Source organism: Pseudomonas sp. FBCC-B1667 (assembly GCF_059133255.1).
Genome location: NZ_CP101437.1, coordinates 280,086 through 296,003, shown reverse-complemented (window position 1 = coordinate 296,003; position 15,918 = coordinate 280,086). Strand labels below are relative to the sequence as shown.

At 52.6% G+C, this 15,918-nt stretch carries 12 protein-coding genes and 4 pseudogenes; 1 reads left to right on the top strand and 15 read right to left on the bottom strand.

Going from position 1 to position 15,918, the window contains the following annotated elements:
- Positions 1-14 precede the first annotated feature (14 nt).
- The 14 genes and pseudogenes from istB to NL116_RS01255 all read right to left on the bottom strand — a co-directional run bounded on the left by istB (position 15) and on the right by NL116_RS01255 (position 14,122).
- A pseudogene (gene istB / locus NL116_RS01320) lies at positions 15-757 on the bottom strand (IS21-like element helper ATPase IstB).
- 31 nt (positions 758-788) lie between these two features.
- A pseudogene (istA, locus tag NL116_RS01315) lies at positions 789-2,272 on the bottom strand (IS21 family transposase); the annotation flags it as partial.
- A 129-nt stretch (positions 2,273-2,401) separates the two neighbouring features.
- Positions 2,402-2,557 carry an IS3 family transposase gene (locus NL116_RS01310; RefSeq protein WP_494378164.1) on the bottom strand — a complete coding sequence of 52 codons (156 nt, stop codon included), beginning with the start codon at positions 2,555-2,557 and terminating at the stop codon, positions 2,402-2,404.
- A gap of 351 nt (positions 2,558-2,908) precedes the next feature.
- The gene (locus NL116_RS01305; protein WP_494375693.1) at positions 2,909-3,187 is read right to left on the bottom strand and encodes a transposase; all 279 of its coding nucleotides are present in this window, start codon (positions 3,185-3,187) and stop codon (positions 2,909-2,911) included.
- Between the two features lie 56 nt (positions 3,188-3,243).
- Positions 3,244-4,793 (bottom strand): annotated as a pseudogene (tnpC, locus tag NL116_RS01300) (IS66 family transposase).
- 61 nt (positions 4,794-4,854) lie between these two features.
- The gene (gene tnpB / locus NL116_RS01295) at positions 4,855-5,007 is read right to left on the bottom strand and encodes an IS66 family insertion sequence element accessory protein TnpB (protein ID WP_494375692.1); all 153 of its coding nucleotides are present in this window, start codon (positions 5,005-5,007) and stop codon (positions 4,855-4,857) included.
- A gap of 37 nt (positions 5,008-5,044) precedes the next feature.
- Entirely contained in the window at positions 5,045-5,368 is a 324-nt protein-coding gene (gene tnpA / locus NL116_RS01290) for an IS66-like element accessory protein TnpA (RefSeq protein WP_494375691.1), read from the bottom strand.
- Between the two features lie 458 nt (positions 5,369-5,826).
- Positions 5,827-6,165 (bottom strand): hypothetical protein, encoded by a 339-nt coding sequence (locus NL116_RS01285; RefSeq protein WP_494375690.1) that lies wholly within the window; start codon positions 6,163-6,165, stop codon positions 5,827-5,829.
- A 211-nt stretch (positions 6,166-6,376) separates the two neighbouring features.
- Positions 6,377-6,820 (bottom strand): FxLYD domain-containing protein, encoded by a 444-nt coding sequence (locus NL116_RS01280; protein ID WP_494375689.1) that lies wholly within the window; start codon positions 6,818-6,820, stop codon positions 6,377-6,379.
- An 830-nt stretch (positions 6,821-7,650) separates the two neighbouring features.
- The gene (locus NL116_RS01275) at positions 7,651-8,013 is read right to left on the bottom strand and encodes a LytTR family DNA-binding domain-containing protein (RefSeq protein WP_494375688.1); all 363 of its coding nucleotides are present in this window, start codon (positions 8,011-8,013) and stop codon (positions 7,651-7,653) included.
- A 209-nt stretch (positions 8,014-8,222) separates the two neighbouring features.
- Positions 8,223-9,557, bottom strand: coding sequence for a tyrosine-type recombinase/integrase (locus NL116_RS01270; protein WP_494375687.1), 1,335 nt, complete (start codon positions 9,555-9,557; stop codon positions 8,223-8,225).
- Positions 9,558-9,559: 2 nt separating this feature from the next.
- Positions 9,560-10,060: a hypothetical protein gene (locus NL116_RS01265; protein ID WP_494375686.1), complete on the bottom strand. Its 501-nt coding sequence runs from the start codon at positions 10,058-10,060 to the stop codon at positions 9,560-9,562.
- Position 10,061: 1 nt separating this feature from the next.
- The gene (locus NL116_RS01260; protein ID WP_494375685.1) at positions 10,062-12,011 is read right to left on the bottom strand and encodes a site-specific integrase; all 1,950 of its coding nucleotides are present in this window, start codon (positions 12,009-12,011) and stop codon (positions 10,062-10,064) included.
- Entirely contained in the window at positions 12,008-14,122 is a 2,115-nt protein-coding gene (locus NL116_RS01255) for a hypothetical protein (RefSeq protein WP_494375684.1), read from the bottom strand. The genes NL116_RS01260 and NL116_RS01255 overlap by 4 nt, the downstream gene beginning before the upstream one ends.
- Positions 14,123-14,210: 88 nt before the next feature.
- Between NL116_RS01255 and NL116_RS01250 the strand changes: the two are divergent.
- Positions 14,211-14,675, top strand: a pseudogene (locus NL116_RS01250) (magnesium chelatase subunit ChlI family protein); the annotation flags it as partial.
- A 6-nt stretch (positions 14,676-14,681) separates the two neighbouring features.
- Here the strand turns inward: NL116_RS01250 and NL116_RS01245 are convergent.
- Positions 14,682-15,893: an aldose 1-epimerase family protein gene (locus NL116_RS01245; protein WP_494375683.1), complete on the bottom strand. Its 1,212-nt coding sequence runs from the start codon at positions 15,891-15,893 to the stop codon at positions 14,682-14,684.
- Positions 15,894-15,918 lie beyond the last annotated feature (25 nt).

Genomic DNA, 15,918 nt, shown 5'->3' with positions numbered 1-15,918 from the left:
GCAGGTTCGCATTGTTAGTCTGAAGCCCCTGCCGTCGTCAATTTCGTTGCGCGTCTGCGCATCGATTCGCCCTTCAACTCAATTCGATAAGCGTTGTGCACCAGACGGTCGAGGATCGCGTCGCCTAAGGTCGGATCGCCGACCAGTGCGTGCCATTTGTCCACCGGGCATCTGGCTGGTGACCAGCGTCGAGCGGTTGCCGTAGCGGTCGTCCAGCAGCTCAAGCATGTCGCGTCGTTGCCCGGCGCTAAACGGTGCCAGGCCCCAGTGGTCCAAAATCAGCAAGTCAGTCTTGGCATAGCCGGCCATCAGTTTGGCGAAGCGGCCGTCGCCATGGGCTACCCCCAGCGCAGGGAGGCGCAGGTAACGCAAGCTGTAGCCGTCGCGGAAGGCCTTGTGGGCCAGCGCGCAGGCGAGCCAGGTTTAGCCTACGCCAGTTGGCCCGCCGATGATAAAGTTCAGGCCATCACGCAGCCACTAGCCACCGCCCAGTTGCAGGATCATGGCCTTGTCCAGGCCACGCGGGCTGCGGTAGTCGATATCTTTCAGGCAGGCGTTGTGGCGCAACCGAGCGGCTTGAGGCGAGTGGTCATTCGGGCATCTTCGCGCTCGGTCACCTCCGATCGACTATCAGACCGAAGCGTTCCTCGAAGCTCAGATCATTGATATCGGGCGTTGCATGTTGCTCGCCCAGCGACTTGATCATGCCGTGCAGACGCAAGGGTTGTAGCTTCTTCAGCGTAGGATTCGGTAGCATTTCGAAGCTCCTTTTTCAGGCTAGTGGTAGTGCCGGGGCTGCGCAGTTTGATGTGCTCGTCGGGCAACAGTGGCAGGTTTTGCTGGGCCAGCGGCAGGCGCTCCAGCCCTTGGCGCAGAATCGATTCCAGGCTTTTGTAACTGCATGCGCCCAGTGCCAGCGTACGCTGGCACGCGGCTTCCAGCCGCGCTTCGCCGTGCTGTTTGCTCAGGTGCAGGATGGCCAGGCAGGCGCGGAAGCCGTGCTGTGGGTGGATTCGGCGTTCGAGGATGTAGGCGAGATGCCAGCAGCGTTAGGCCCGGTCTGCTCTGCACACTGGATCAACCGTTGTGGAGTCCATTCGGCGTGCTCGCGGTGGCTCTTGGGCATGTGCTCGGTTTGGGTAGTGTGGCAGCCTTTGTGCTGCGAGCGACGCTGGCTGGCCACGCGCTGGTTGGCGTGGAAGCACTCGACGGTCTGGGTGGTGAGTCGTACTCCGAGTTGGTGCTTCACCAACTGGTACGGCACCGAGTAGAAGTGGCCATCGACCTCGACGTGATAGTCGATATGGACGCGTAAATTTTTCCATTCGGCATAGACGTACGGGTGTTCCGGCAGCCCTTGCAGAGGCGCCGAAGGCTGACCGGCGTGGGCCGGGCAGCTTTTTGAAGGGCTTGTGGTTGAGGCGATCCAGCAGTAGCGCGATGGCTGTGTGAGTTCGCCAAGCGAGAAGAACTGGCGGTTGCGCAGCACCGCCAGGATCCAGCGTTCGACCACTTGCACGCCGACTTCGACCTTGGCTTTGTCCTTGGGCTTGCGCGAGCGAGCGAGCGAGCAGGCAAGACGGCGACGCCGTAATGCTCGGCCAGATCGCGGTAGCTGAGATTGATATCCGGCTCGTAATGGCGGGTTTTAGTCACGCCACTGCGCAGATTATCGGGCACCAGGATCTGCGTTATGCCGCCGAAAGAAGCAAAGCATCGGACGTGCGAGCCCAGCCAGTCGGGCAGTTTCTGCGACCAGGTGGCCTCGGCAAAGGTGTAGCTGGACGCGCCGAGAACGGCGACGAAGATCTGTGCCTGGCGGATCTCGCCGGTTTGCCCGAAGTAATCGACGAAACAGCTTTCGCCAGCACGATGCTCCTGGCGCATGACCACGTCGACCTTGGCGGCCCAAAGGCGGTAGTGCTCGCAGACCAGCTGTATTGGAAGCCTTGCGGGTGAGCGAGTCGATATTCCTGCCAGAGCAAGGCCAGAGTGACGCCGGAGCGGCGAAACTCCGCGTGTACCTACACCCAGTCAGGCATTGGGCGCTTATCGGTCGGCACTGGCACTGCCGGTAGAAACAGCCGTCGATTCAACTCTGCGTCAGAAATATCGATGGGCACTGAAGCCCACTTGCGGCGAACCGGCAAAGGTAATCCCCTGCACTCGAATGGCCGATGGATAAGCTGGCGGCGATCTTGCGCACGGACAGGCCGGCGTCAAACTTTAAGCGTAGTACCTCTCGGATTTTACGCGTGGATAAACGCTCCACGACGACCTCTTCGCTTCGAAAAAAGAGGTCGATAGTAGTGAATAGTCCTGCGTTGCTGCCTGAGTGTCCGGATGACCGTGTAATCGGTGTCCGGATGCTTGTGGGATGAGTGTCCTGATCAGCGTGGAATCAGTGTCCGGATGTTGGTGGAATGGGTGTCCGAATGGTCGTGGAATCAGCATCCATGAGGCGCTGAACAGTCATGTGGTTCACGAGGTGACCCGCTCGCCGAACGGCAGCAGTGATACGGCGATAGCAATATCGGCGCTTGTGCTCATCAAAAATTGGACAAATTCTGGACTTCAGCTCCGCGTATTTATCAACGGATTGCTACACCTTTGTTGATAGTAAAAAGTGCTACGGGCCAGACCAACCCATTTCAGAAGGACTTCCAGAGTGTGTTCTTGCCTCAGTTCAATCACGATTTGCGCCTTTTCCGCTGCGCTACTCGTTCCTTCGCTTGAACCAAGGCAGCGCGCTTTTTTAAATAAGCAATTTCCATCCGCAACTGACTCAATTCGGCCAGCAAATCATCACGAATACGAGCTTCATTGTCCGAAGATTTAAGCTGAGTAGACGGTATGAGGTTTGTTATTTTTTTGTGAAGTCTGCTTCCTGGCTGCCGGGACAAGGCCTTCAAACCGGCATCATCATACCAGCACTCCCATTCGCCAATGATGTCGGATTTCCGGATATCAACAGGGCAGCGACTTGGCGATAGGACTGCTCTTCCTCTCGCATGCGCTGCAATACATTCAGCTTGACCTCAGGGCTGTAGTTCTTCTTTCTCTTACTTTTGAGGCCTGCGGCACCAAGCGCCTGATATGCCGCGATCCACTTTCGAAGCGATGAAGCATCTACCCCATGACGATGCGCGACCTCTCTGTGACCTGCGCTCCCCGAACAACTCTTCAATAACCGACAATTTCACCTGCTCTGCGGTATGCGTCCGGGCATCACGCCTTGCGTAATTAAACCGGCTGCCACTTATGCGGAAGCAACTGCTCGATTTCACTCGCCCGCTGTGTCGGCAAGCGCGTGAGAACATCCTTTAGATAGGCATACGGGTCATGACCATTCAGCCGCGCAGACTGGATCAAGCTCATGATCGCCGCCGCCCGTTTTCCGCTGCGTAGCGAGCCGGCGAAGAGCCAGTTCTTGCGTCCAAGAGCCCATGGTCGGATCTGGTTCTCCGCCCAGTTATTATCAATGGGTACGGCCCCGTCATCGAGGTAGCGCGACAACGCCGCCCAGCGTTTCAGGCTGTAATCGAGTGCTCTGCTGATGGCCGAGCCTTCGGGCACAAGATCACGCTGGGCGATCATCCAGGCATGCAGCCTATCCATCACCGGTACGGCTTTTTCTTGCCGTATTCGGCGCCGTAAATCCGGCTCCAGGTCGCGCACTTCGCTCTCGATTTCGTACAACAACTGGATGTAGCGCAGGGCCTGCTCGGCGAGCTGGCTCTTGTTGGTTGCGTGCAATTCGAAGAACTTGCGCCGGGCATGGGCCATGCAGCCGATCTCGGTCACGCCGAGTTCGAAGCTGGCCTTGTAACCGCCAAAATCGTCGCAGACCAACTTACCTTTCCAGCCTTGCAGGAAGTTGCGAGCATGCTCACCGGCGCGGCTGGGGCTGAAATCGTAGACGACAGCGGCTGTTTCGCAGAATTGGCTGGTGGCGTAAGCCCAAACATAAGAGCGGTGGGTTTTCTTCGAGCCCGGAGCGAGCATTTGCACGGGTGTTTCATCCGCATGCACGACCTGCTGCCCGATCACTACGTCACGCAGGGTATCGACCAGGGGCTGCAACTGCACGCCCGTCATGCCCACCCATTGAGCCAAAGTCGAGCGTGGAATCGCCAAGCCTGCACGACCAAAAATCGATTCCTGACGGTAAAGCGGAAGATGATCAGCGAACTTGGCGATCATGACGTGGGCCAGTAACCCTCTGCAGTCGGGATACCCTTGTCGATGACCTGCGCCGGCACCGGTGCCTGGATTAGCGTTTCGCAGTCATCGCAAACCCACTTGCCACGAACATGGCGCTCAACGGTAAACACGCCCGGCGTGTAGTCCAGCTTTTCGCTGACATCTTCACCGATGCGCTTGAGTGCGCAGCCGCATGGGCAGTGGGTGTTGTCCGGTTCGTGATGGATCAATGTGCGTGGGAATTCTGCCGGCAATGCCGTGCGTTTGGGCTTTTGCTTTTTCTCGATCGCCGCTGGTGCTATCTGCAAGGCTTGAAGCTCGGCCTCAATCGCCGCGATATCGGTATCGATCAGGTCATCAAGCAGGCTGGCCTGCTCAGGATTCATCTGCTCGCTGCGCTTGGCAAACTTCAAACGCTTGAGTTGTGCAATCTCATGGGTCAGCTTCTCGATCACCGTTTGATCGCGGTTGATTTTCTTACCCATGGTCTCGACCGTCTTGCCCATAGTCTCGACTTGCGACAGCAACTGCGCAGCGAATGCACGCAGTTGGTCGGGAGTCATTTGATCGAGATTGGGCGAGGAAGTCATGCCGTGGATTTTACCAAAGCAGACCACTGGCGACAGCCAGCCCAGACACTAATTACAGTTTTTAAAGCAGCGTGATTGCACCGCCAGCGCCAACGCGTTGCCAGGGTAGGCCAAGCACCAAGGCCTGAAGTTGCTCGGTATCCAACTGCACTTCACTGCCTTGCCGAACGCCTGTCCAATGGAATTTACCTTGGTTCAAGCGACGTGCCGCCATATGGGCTCGGTGGCGAGCCAGATGGCGTCGATGCGGATCATCGCACCAGGTCTCGAAGAAAAGCGGCGCAGGCAGCAGCACTATCGGCTGGCCAATTCACTTTGACGGTGCCGCGTGGGTGCGGAATCTCAACGCTGATATTCGATGAAGATACGTGCGCCGTTGTTTGCATAGGCAATGGGATAAATGCTGGTGGCAGCGCCGTGCTTTTCTGCGCTTGCACCCGAATCCATTTGTGGACGAGGTTTGCGTTGAGGCTATGGCCGAGGGCGATGCTGGCAATCGAAGCGCCGGGCTGGGCACACTCTTGAATGACCTGGGACTTAAAGGATTTGGAATAGGAACGGCGTGTTGGCTGCATGAAATACCCGCTTAAAAGGCTAGAACTGGTGCCCACTTAAATTTAAGTGCACACCATGTCTTGGCCCTGCGGGGCTCGATAGATGACTTGGCCGGACGCATACGCTCTGCGTACTCTTTCGTGATACCCCCAATGTTGATGTCCAATATTTCGGGGTCAGATCAAAATAGGTGGACACCATCGCCTCAAGCGACGGTATCAGGAAGCTGTGTTGGCCAGACGTTACCATCATGGGTCAATATTGTAGCCCACGCACAAAAAAGCCCCATAACTCCTGGGGGAGATGTGGGGCAAAATGCATCGCATAAGGAGCGAAAGACTTGCTTTCAGCCAGGAATCAATCCGCCAAGACAATCGCGTCTGCTGACGCACTGGCTGAGCAGCAAGCTTTCATTGCCATTACGCAATAATTAATAAGCCAAGTCTGTAGGGAAAGTCCGCAATGCAGCAGAAGGATGCTACTGCTGCAGCGATTTAGAGCGCCTCGCCGCCGTATTGAATTGGATATTGTTTTCTGTAGCGATCAATTGCGCCCGAATAAATTTTATTTTCAAGGCCGATGCCGCTGCCTCGACGGTCTTTCCAGCCGCCGCATGTTTGCGTAGCGCGGGGGCCAACTTGGCCCGCTCTTTCTGCATTTGGCGTTGTTGAGCCGATACCAGGTGCGACGAGTCTTGACCACTGATACCCGATGGGATTGCCTGGATCTTGTGCCCGGCGGCGAGAAATTGAGCTTGTTGCATTTCTAGCATTGCAATAATGAGGTCACGGGGGTGGGGTATCGGCTTGGTGAACACAACTTGCTCCAGTTTTTGGCGTATCGCCGTATATCGCAAAAAAAATCATCTGTTTACCGTGAATGCCTCGCCTGGCGGGCTTGCCTTTGAAAGGCATCGAAATTCGCTTTGCTCTCGGGTAAGCCTGTACAGGCAAATGTTGAGATTCCCTACCACGGATCAGAAGAAAACAAACCCTAGCGAACGTTGGCGACTGCCCCCCGTAGTCACGCTAGTTTTCGGCCTTCGCTTGTGCCTCGGCACAATAAGCACGCTCTTCGACCTCTCGCGCCTTAATAATCTTCTGATTATCGTCAATAGATGGGACTTCAAAGCCCTGGGCGTCGAAACCCTTCACACTTGCCAACCGGTAACGCTGCAAAGCGCCCTCCAGCGGTACGCGGAAGCTGCGTGCTTGTCCCACGGGAATTTCGTCAAAGTTTCCCAGCACACTTTTCAGCGGACGGCATTGCGCATCCAGTAACGTCACCACCACATAACCATGAACTACCGGCGCATCACCTTCATTGATCAGCGTCCCACCGACAAAACTTTGTTCGCCCGATGTCCCGCCCATGTGAAAACTCAAATGCAACTCGCCCGCCGCCCAAGTCGCGGATGGACTGCTCATGCCCAGGCTCATACCCAGCAGCCAGCCTAGACGGATTTTATGCATTTGCATTTCCTTCACCCTCGTTGAACGGTGTGGACCATGACACGAATGGAGACTAGTTCTGGTTTGGACGTTATTGGACGAAAAGTCGTCTTTTCTTTTCGCTGTCGATCCCCAGCCGTCAAACACTAGGGGCGCGACAACTCGCAACGGCGGCGTCATGTCAGAATGCCTTGGCTGACTTAAGAAGCGGCAACATCGCCATCCTGAGTCCTCCTGCAGTTAATAATGCGCAATGCCGCCCGAAGAAATTCCGACTTAACAACACATTATTTCGACACCAGCTCGCTGACCTAGCGGATACAGACTCCCCCTAAACTCAAGGCAATTATCTCGAAGCAGACGCCACATGGGCGTCATCGATTACTTCAGGGCGCGTAGGGAAATTCTTCATCCCTCGTGCTCGCGACTCGCTTCCTCTCACACCCTGTCAGGATCCTAAACCGCGCAGCGGCATCGGACCATTAATCATTATCATCGAATGCCCCTTGTTTTACGCGACGATTCGCATAGCTCAATAGACAGTTCAATTTGCTTGTGCACATCAGATGCGAAATCAACTGTTAAGTACCAGGAAAGCCCAACACCCACCCGTCACAAATCCGGCATTTCGAGCAGCCTGTAAACCTATTTTTTGCGCTGTTACCTTAGTGGTTAACAACTACAAAAATAGGTTTACACCACATCAGAGGTATTGAAATTCCGCGTACCTCGCGCTTTTTTTACTGAGGGAGTAGCTCACGCGCCGGTTCTGCCACTCCTGGTGGACACAGACTAAAGCCATCACGAAAAGCGCCCTTGGCTCTGCGTATTACAAGCAACGCTCTCTACGCTTACTCCTGACGGCACTGGTTCTTCAGCAGGCGCCAATAACGGCGCCCAACGCGATAGTCATGCCCTGCCACACGAACCGCTCCGTACCCGTTATGGCCATCGCACGGTCCGACGCGCAGAAACGAATCAATGCACTCGAGACGTACCAGGCGCGACTGATGAATCCGGACCAATCCATCGTCGCCCGCTTCAATATCCCGCAGCGCCGTGTCGCGATATAGCAACCACTCCACCCCTGCACCGTCGCGAGCAGATACATATTTATTATCCGACCAAAAGGCCACAAACAGGCCTGAATCGCAGGTTTCCAGCAGGGATTGATCGCGTTCATCTAGAGTTTTTTGGTAGCGTTTAAGTTCCACTGATGCATCTCCACACTGCATGATCGAGCCCATCCACAGACAGGACACTGCCCCCCATGCTAGGCGATACTGTATGTAGATCACTAATGGATATGGATCCGTTATTCTGATCAAACGCAACGGCGTTTTGCATTCGAGGCAACCTGAGCCGAAAAACAAACGTGCTATCCAAAAGTCCTCTGGGACTTTATTTGGCGATACCCGTTCACTTAAGTTTTGCGTAACGAGTGAGTCAGCACGCTCGGCTGCGGCGTAGGACGTTGATCTTCCAATAAGGGTACCAATATACTCTCCAACATGGTTATCAGCCGTTGATCCCCTTCTCCTTTGGCTTCGTGCAGGAGACGCTCAACGATTTCAAGAGCATTTGGTGATGCTACCTCTGCCGTCATTGACTCTAATTCATCAAACGCCCAATCCACATACACCCAAAGACTTTCCAAGCTGCCATGACCGCTTAAACTCGCCACTTTTGATAGAATCGTTGTCATCGCCTCTAATCCAATATTTGATTTTTTCAATGCGCGTAATCTAGACACTACCTGTAACGTTATATACCTGTGTCGAAACATATGGGCTGTGGCGCGCCCTTTAACATCGCTACGTTCGCGAAGGTCTGAAAAGATCTGAGAAATGGTGCCGGGTGCCATTTTACGGCCAGACCTAGTACAAAAGGCCCATCCATCATCTTCAAAATGGGGTGCCCGCCGCTTTAATCGCCTGATCTGCACGGCTCGAGCGACATCGAGATAGTCAATTAACAAATTGACTGTTTCCTGAGGAATGGGTAGTTCTCGATCGGGATGATTTCTCCGCTTTGATGTCCGAACCATCAGCCTGCCACCATTATCCGCCGCCGCCCGAACTCGCTCGCAGCGCACCCACGTCAACTCCTCTCTCCGCAGCCCCGCATCAGCAAGCAGCGTCAACATGCATCGGTCCCGCACTCTTTTAAATCGGGTACGCCCTATTAAATCGCAGGCCGCAACAAGCTTTCCTACACTTTCTAATGAAATAGGTCTCACGGTCCGCGGTGTGCTAGCTGGAACCATGGACATATGCTTTATCTTCCCTGGGACAGCGCCCCTGCGGGTCCGAATGCTTTGCGTGCTGATGGTGATCGGGCAACCTCTGCCGGGTTCACCCACCAAATCAACAACCAGAAAAATTCGCTGATACCAAACAAGGTAATTGATGACCCTTAATAACAACCGATTTATATGGCTTCCTGATATTTTATTCAGGATAAGGCCATCAGCAAAGTCTATTAATACTTCATCATCGACAGCGCTGAATTCAATCTGAAATTCCGCCAAGAATTTTATAAACAGCGAAAGCTCGGACGCGTATGTATTGATAGTTGATACCGCCAGTCCAGCTCGGCGCAATGAAACGAGGTAAAGGTTTATCGGCCAACATATAGCACCTCCCGGCCAGTACAGCGCTCGAAGCTTGGGCGCTGCCCACCGATTACTCTGAGACCGATTCGGAAATCCAGGTAATGAAAACGTAGTTGACGCTTGCAGCCACAATTGCTCCGCCATGGCTACAACACCTCCTTAACGTGCGGATTCCTACCATAGCGTCTAAAATGTTTCGACAACTCCAACTCCGCAACATCCGAGACCATAGAAACTTTTTTGAAACGCTCAAGCAAATCCAAATATAGGGTCGTCATTTCCAAAGCAGAGTCAACGGCTCGCTCAGCTTTTAACTTTAAATTGGCAGACGTCGGCGGTGACGTTTTAGAATTTATAAGGTCCATTTTTTTCTTGGCCATAAAGCAAAGCTCCGCCAATCCGCCCGGATACAACAAATCTACATATTTTCGAAGCGTTTTGACGCTGACAGGATAAATCTCTTCTGCTTCATGTTTCCATTCAGCCAACGTTTGAGCCGTCCGAAATACGTTCCACTCCTCTGTCAATGGGTCTCGCTTGACCATCAATGCCTGGAATAGGATAACGCGTCGCCCAATCGTTTGTTGTATAGCATCTGACTTGGACTTTATTCCCGCAGCGACTTCCCCCTTCCCAAGACGCGGCACGTTAAACCTCCTTAATTGAGATTAAAACGGATATCCGCCTACGACCTTCAGTAAATATCTGGACCGGGGTTGCGGTAAACATTTTTTGCTCTGCTAAAAGCTCTAGATATTCCTGGACATCCTCTTCAGCCATTAAGCTGAGGTTATTGGTTCCAAAATAGTCCGACAGCACTTTTCGTAACTTGACGGCCCCCTCGGATGCATCACCAGAGCAAACGGCGGATGTCGCCATTGCCGCCTCACTGGCAGAAACTTCCTGACCTGTGAGCCCCTCCTTGATGTAACGCCAAGTCCCTTCAATATCGTCGTGCCCCATAAACCAAGTAAGAGCAGGCAGAGAGTTTTCGGCACCTGCATCATGAAAAAAACTCAATGCAAAGAAACGCCTTAGCTGATGAGGCAATATAACCCAAGCTTCATTGTCTTGGTTCGTAAGCCCTATATACTCACTGAGTTCTCGCAACGGCCCATATACGTCATTACCTGTAAGTGGGCTGATCCCTTTAAAGCTGAGCTTAAAAAAATAGCGTGTACCCAACAGTGAATCATTGCATTCAAAAATTCGCAACCAAGACCGCTTCAGCTCATCCAAAGATGTTAAGGCTTGAGCAACAACATTGGGTATCGGCTTAGAGAACTTTACCCGTAGCAAATCCACTCCGGTTTTTCTCAACATAATCTGGAGATACAGAAAGCCTTCTCTTTCCAACAGGTCATCAGGTCCCAACTCAATGAGCTCCATACGCCGACTGCATGAAAACAAGGCTGTTAGAGCAAAGCATATTGCTGAATGAAATCTAATTATTTTGAAAATAAACGGTGGCGCAAAATGATGTTCATATGGTTGAGCATCGCTGCCTCGCGAGTCATCGTAAAATTTCTTGAGGGACGCCAGAGACTCGGGCAGAGAACACTCCTGTTCGGCAGTCACAACGCAATTGAATGAGGAAATACTTGGCCTCGACGTTTTGATCGAAATCGATGCGCGAACGACATCCTCCACATAGCTCTGTAAATCAGACGACACGTCAGCCATCCACATACAACATTGTCTGATTAGCAATCTGCCGACGTGCCCTGGGATGGACTTTGTCCGACCTGAGGCTCCATATCGGAAGGGCTTGAGTAAATCGTTCAGGACGTATGTATCATCTAATTCAGGGGATAACGAAATAGGAGCCAACGCCAGCACCTGCGTGAGCGTCATACACCAGTTTGCCAACTGAGATACAGACCCCTCTCCCATGCTGAACTCTACAGAACCTCGATAGGATCTGTCGTATCGACACAGGTACCTAGTTAGATACTGAGATCGAGCTAACCGCAATGCATCGACGCCAATAACCGCACCTAAAAAAATTAACGATAGCCTTCCTTTACGGTTGTAAGCTTTTACTCGCTCAAGGTACTCGAGCACGTCGGCATGCGTTTTACCCTCACCTATATTTAGCGCTAGATACCTCTCCCAGCGTTCTATCCAGCAACCACTCCCGCAGACGCCGGCTTCCACAGTGAGCTCTAAAAAATCCGCGATATCGTCGGTGGTAAGAACACTGAATCCCTTAATATGGAAAGTTTCGTCATAGCGAAAATCGAGAAATTCCACCAGGCGAAATACAAACCCATGAAATCCAGATATCGTTTTCAAACTGCTGCCTAGTTTCGGGACCGCCCCATCAAAAGCCCATACCAAGATCACCTTCGCCTGGTAAAGTACGGTAGAATACCTTGGCTCAGTTAGTAGTCCTCCCCCGAGCCGCTTGTTCCACTTGAGTGGCTTGCCACCTTTCAAAACGCCATTCACCTCGCGCAGATCATTTTGTCCTTTCATGATCCACTCGGGGTCATCTAATGCAGATAGAAGCCAGGCGGGATGGTAAAGCGCTTTGTGGTCTCGTCTGCTGCTATGGAAAAAATCCGTAATAGCGATCGGTAGTACCGTAGACGTCATGAGTCAAACCTCGGAAAAACAACATTGCTTTTCAAGGAAATCACGCGGCCTTTGGCTTTCTGCATAATCGCCCTAATATTCTCCATAGCTAATGGCAGTGGTTCCATTAGAGCATCGACAAGCCTCATCCAAAACCTGGGTGCCACTCCGGTTATTTTGTCGGGCTTATCAGTATAATCCGGCGGCGCATTTCTGAGGTGTTCACGATATAGAATTGCAACTGCTAGCGCATCAGCGTCATCATAAATAATGACTCGATCATTCACACCCGCCTGCTTGCCAATTGAAGCACTCCCCTCCTGGGCCTGCATGCAATACTCACCTGCCACGTCTATTTTTGTTATTGGCTGCGAGACCAGGAAAGCATGTAAATCTTCTTTCGTCTTAAAATCGGATACCTTGAGTAAAATATTTTCATCATTTATGGATGAAATAATAAGGCTATTTTGATGGCGTCGAATCTGGCGCTCGTACATTGCTAATCGCAACGGCTTCGGAATATAGTTACTGATGGTGGTGTTAATGTGTTTATGACCGAATATTCTGGCTGTCGCAACCAAATCGCCACCAGTCTTTAAATAGGTCAACACCCCCGAATTTACCCGCAGTGCTTTAAACGTTATTTTCGCGGCCCAGGGCTCCAAACAAGCGTGCCGGGCTACAAACGGATCACTTCTGGACTTGATTTTTTTGACGCCGAACCCCCTGGACGAATCTAATTTTAATGCGTACAAAGCGGCGCTATGGGAAAAGGCCAATAAATTGAAGTTAGACCGATTAATGCCGACCCAAAGCTGCTTGGCTTCTTTCAGCCTGCCTTGAACTTTCAATTCATTTCTGGCCAACCGTGTCCAATCAAGAACAAAATTAATCACTTGTTCCGCAATAGGACTAAGTCGGACCGACTTTTCATCCAAGGCTCTCGGCTTATTAACTGTTATCCGCGTCTGCGCGCCGTCGGTTTCACCCGTGGACGATAGCAATATCACCCGCCCATTGTCATCCTCTAATTTTGCACGCATCAACGACGTCGCGTTTATATTAGGATGCTCAAGCATGATCAATAGCATACATACAGCCATAGCCCCGCTATCCATAATTCCCAAGTATGGAAGTAAAAGATTTTTGCCGTATTCAACGACAAAACGCCAATGTGGATTTCCACTGTTAGACTCGGGGACTTCAGCAGTACCTGAATATTTAATGTGAACTTTTGGAATTCCTCCCATCTGCCGCTTTACTAAATAAAGTAAATTAGCTAAAAGCAGCGGATGCTCATCTTGAGACTGAAGGATATGCAGTCCATTTTCCGGATCTATATATTTTGACTCAGTGGGCTCAGCACCTGTCAATTGATCCAGTTGCGCAGTGCATGCCAAGCTTATGAGCCGGTCACCCTCCTCCTTCTTAAATACCAACGCATTAAAATCTGCAAGCGCGCATGACTTGATTTTCCCTACTGCATTTTCCAAGCGAGCGGTAAACTCAGCTATGTACTCGGCGTCACTACGCGTAATTGATAGTCTTTCAAAAAGATCGTCGTTGTAAGAATCGCCTTCGTGATTCAAATTACGTGGCCCTCTGGAGCCTGGAATGGTGATTGCTCGTTCCCGCTGGAAAATTATGTCTTTCTTAGGCGGCGAAGACAAAGATGGAGATTTCACGTTCACCATAGGTAAAGCTTTACATATGATAAAGACCTCCATTAACCGTAAAAAAGTTAACCAGCGTGCGTTAGTGGTACCGAGGGATTTACCAGCATTGGTTTGTTCAGAAAAAAACTCATAACGCATATCGGACACCTGTCGCTCAATTTCATCGGCGTCCAACCCCACAAACAATGGAAGGCTCATCTCAACTTGATAATCCCTCCAAAATTCCAGCACCTTTCTCGCGTTGTAAATAGGCGTAGCGGTGGAATAGGCTCGTGAGAATTTTTTTAATGCCTCAATGATGGGCGCTGCATGGTCCCCCAACCATTCAGCGAGAAAGGAAAAATCGACGTTGGAATGTCCGTTCTTTTTGGCATCATTTCTTACCGTAATGACGAAGGAACAAGGCACGACCTTTTTCCCAAACCGTTGCATGTCAGGTGGGCTATGAAATTTCATATCTTCGACGCCTCAGGGCAGTAAATTCAGCCTATCGTTGGCCAAAAATCTATTTCCCCACAAGCCATTTTGCTCACAAAATCAGGAGATGAACCCGTGCCCCTGTGGATATCTTGGCGAACCGAGTGGCAAATGCAGTTGCACGCCGGACATGGTCCAGCGCTATCGCAACAAATTGTCGGGGCCGCTACTGGATCGGATAGACCTGCACCTGACCGTCGCCCGGGAAGCAACGTCGTTGAACCCTGCGCTGAAGCCCGGCGACGACACCGCCACCGCCGCAGTGCTGGTTGCCGACGCTCGCGAGCGACAACAAAAACGCCAGGGCTGCGCGAACGCCTTCCTTGATCTGCCGGGCCTGCGCCAACACTGCAAGTTATCCAAAACCGATGAGACCTGGCTGGAAACGGCGTGTGAGCGATTGACCTTGTCACTGCGAGCGGCCCATCGACTGCTCAAAGTTTCACGCACCCTGGCTGACCTTGAGCAGGTCGATAACATCACTCGCGAGCACTTGGCCGAAGCGCTTCAATACCGGCCAACCTCAAACTAGCAGAGACTATTCCTTGCTGATGTCCACCAACGGCGTAGCCCTCACCTCAGTCTCCCGCCCACCCTGAATATCACTCACCGTCTTCAACGCCTTATCCACAGCCCCTTTATCCGCGAGCAAGCTGTACCTGATCTGAAACTGCTTCTGCTCTTTAACCCCAATCATCGGCACCAGACCCAGTGGCCGCTGATACCGGCGGTTGTAGGAAAAACTCGTCCCCGGCTCCAAGCCGGTCACATACCCCTGCCCTTGCGTGTCGGTGTTTTTCCACAACGAAAAAACCGGCAACTGCCGGGTATTAAACCCGACCGACACCCCAAGGCTTCCCGCCTTGTTATGCAACACGGTCAACGTGTCACCCTTTGCATCGCCATAAGGCACAACGTTGTAAACGGTCTCGTCATAATCCTTGGTCGGCGCGCGGTAGGTCTGCCAATCCGGCAAATCCCCCTTGGCTTTGTCGTTGAACGGTGAAACCTGTTTCACCGGCGCAGCGAAGCGAGCGCCCTGTTCCAGAAACGGCGTACTGAAATTACTGTGGTACAGCGCCTGATATTCCTTTGGATAATCACCGTTGTTGGTGAGCGTGTCGTTGAGGGCAAACGTGAGGCTACCGGGCTCAGTGACCAGTTCGGTCATCACCGAGAAGTCGACTTTCTTGAACGCCTGCTCTTTCAACTCGCCACGCAGGCTGATCGCGTAAGGCGGTTTCTCATCGATGTGCAGGGTGACTTTGCTGGCCGGGATGTTGGCGGCGCGACCATGGAGGGTCAGCAGTTCGCCGTTGTCCATGCCAGGATGACCGACCCATTCATAGCCGCAGCGGGCGACCAGTTCGTTGAAGCCCTCCAGCCAGCCCAGACCGCCGCGGCCGTTGAGTTCGATGAAGGACGGATTGACCACATCCTTGACCGGCGAATCCCAACCCATGCGCACAGTTCCGACCGACGCCTGCAGGACGTTCATCCCGCGAGTCGGTACCACCGAGAGTTTCATCGTGCCGTTATCGATGTTGACGATGCTGACGCCCTCTTGCCGCCCGCCGTGCAGGTTTCGAAGAGTCACGGAGAACGGTTTGTCGGTTTTCACACCGAGTTGCTGGCTGGTGATCTGCCAGTTTTGGGCAGCCTTGTCGCTGTCGAGCAGGACGTAGTCCCAAGCCATGGCGTGGGAGGCGGACAGCGCGCCAAAGGCAACGACGATTTTGAGGGGAGTCATGGGAAAGCCTTTCTTGGAGTTGTGC

Coding starts and splice junctions, on each gene's coding strand:
- NL116_RS01270 (WP_494375687.1), bottom strand. CDS start 9,557: ATGGCGGAGCAATTGTGGCTGCAAGCGTCAACTACGTTTTCATTACCT.
- tnpA (WP_494375691.1), bottom strand. CDS start 5,368: ATGCAGCCAACACGCCGTTCCTATTCCAAATCCTTTAAGTCCCAGGTC.
- NL116_RS01245 (WP_494375683.1), bottom strand. CDS start 15,893: ATGACTCCCCTCAAAATCGTCGTTGCCTTTGGCGCGCTGTCCGCCTCC.
- tnpB (WP_494375692.1), bottom strand. CDS start 5,007: ATGGCGGCACGTCGCTTGAACCAAGGTAAATTCCATTGGACAGGCGTT.
- NL116_RS01260 (WP_494375685.1), bottom strand. CDS start 12,011: ATGACGTCTACGGTACTACCGATCGCTATTACGGATTTTTTCCATAGC.
- NL116_RS01280 (WP_494375689.1), bottom strand. CDS start 6,820: ATGCATAAAATCCGTCTAGGCTGGCTGCTGGGTATGAGCCTGGGCATG.
- NL116_RS01255 (WP_494375684.1), bottom strand. CDS start 14,122: ATGAAATTTCATAGCCCACCTGACATGCAACGGTTTGGGAAAAAGGTC.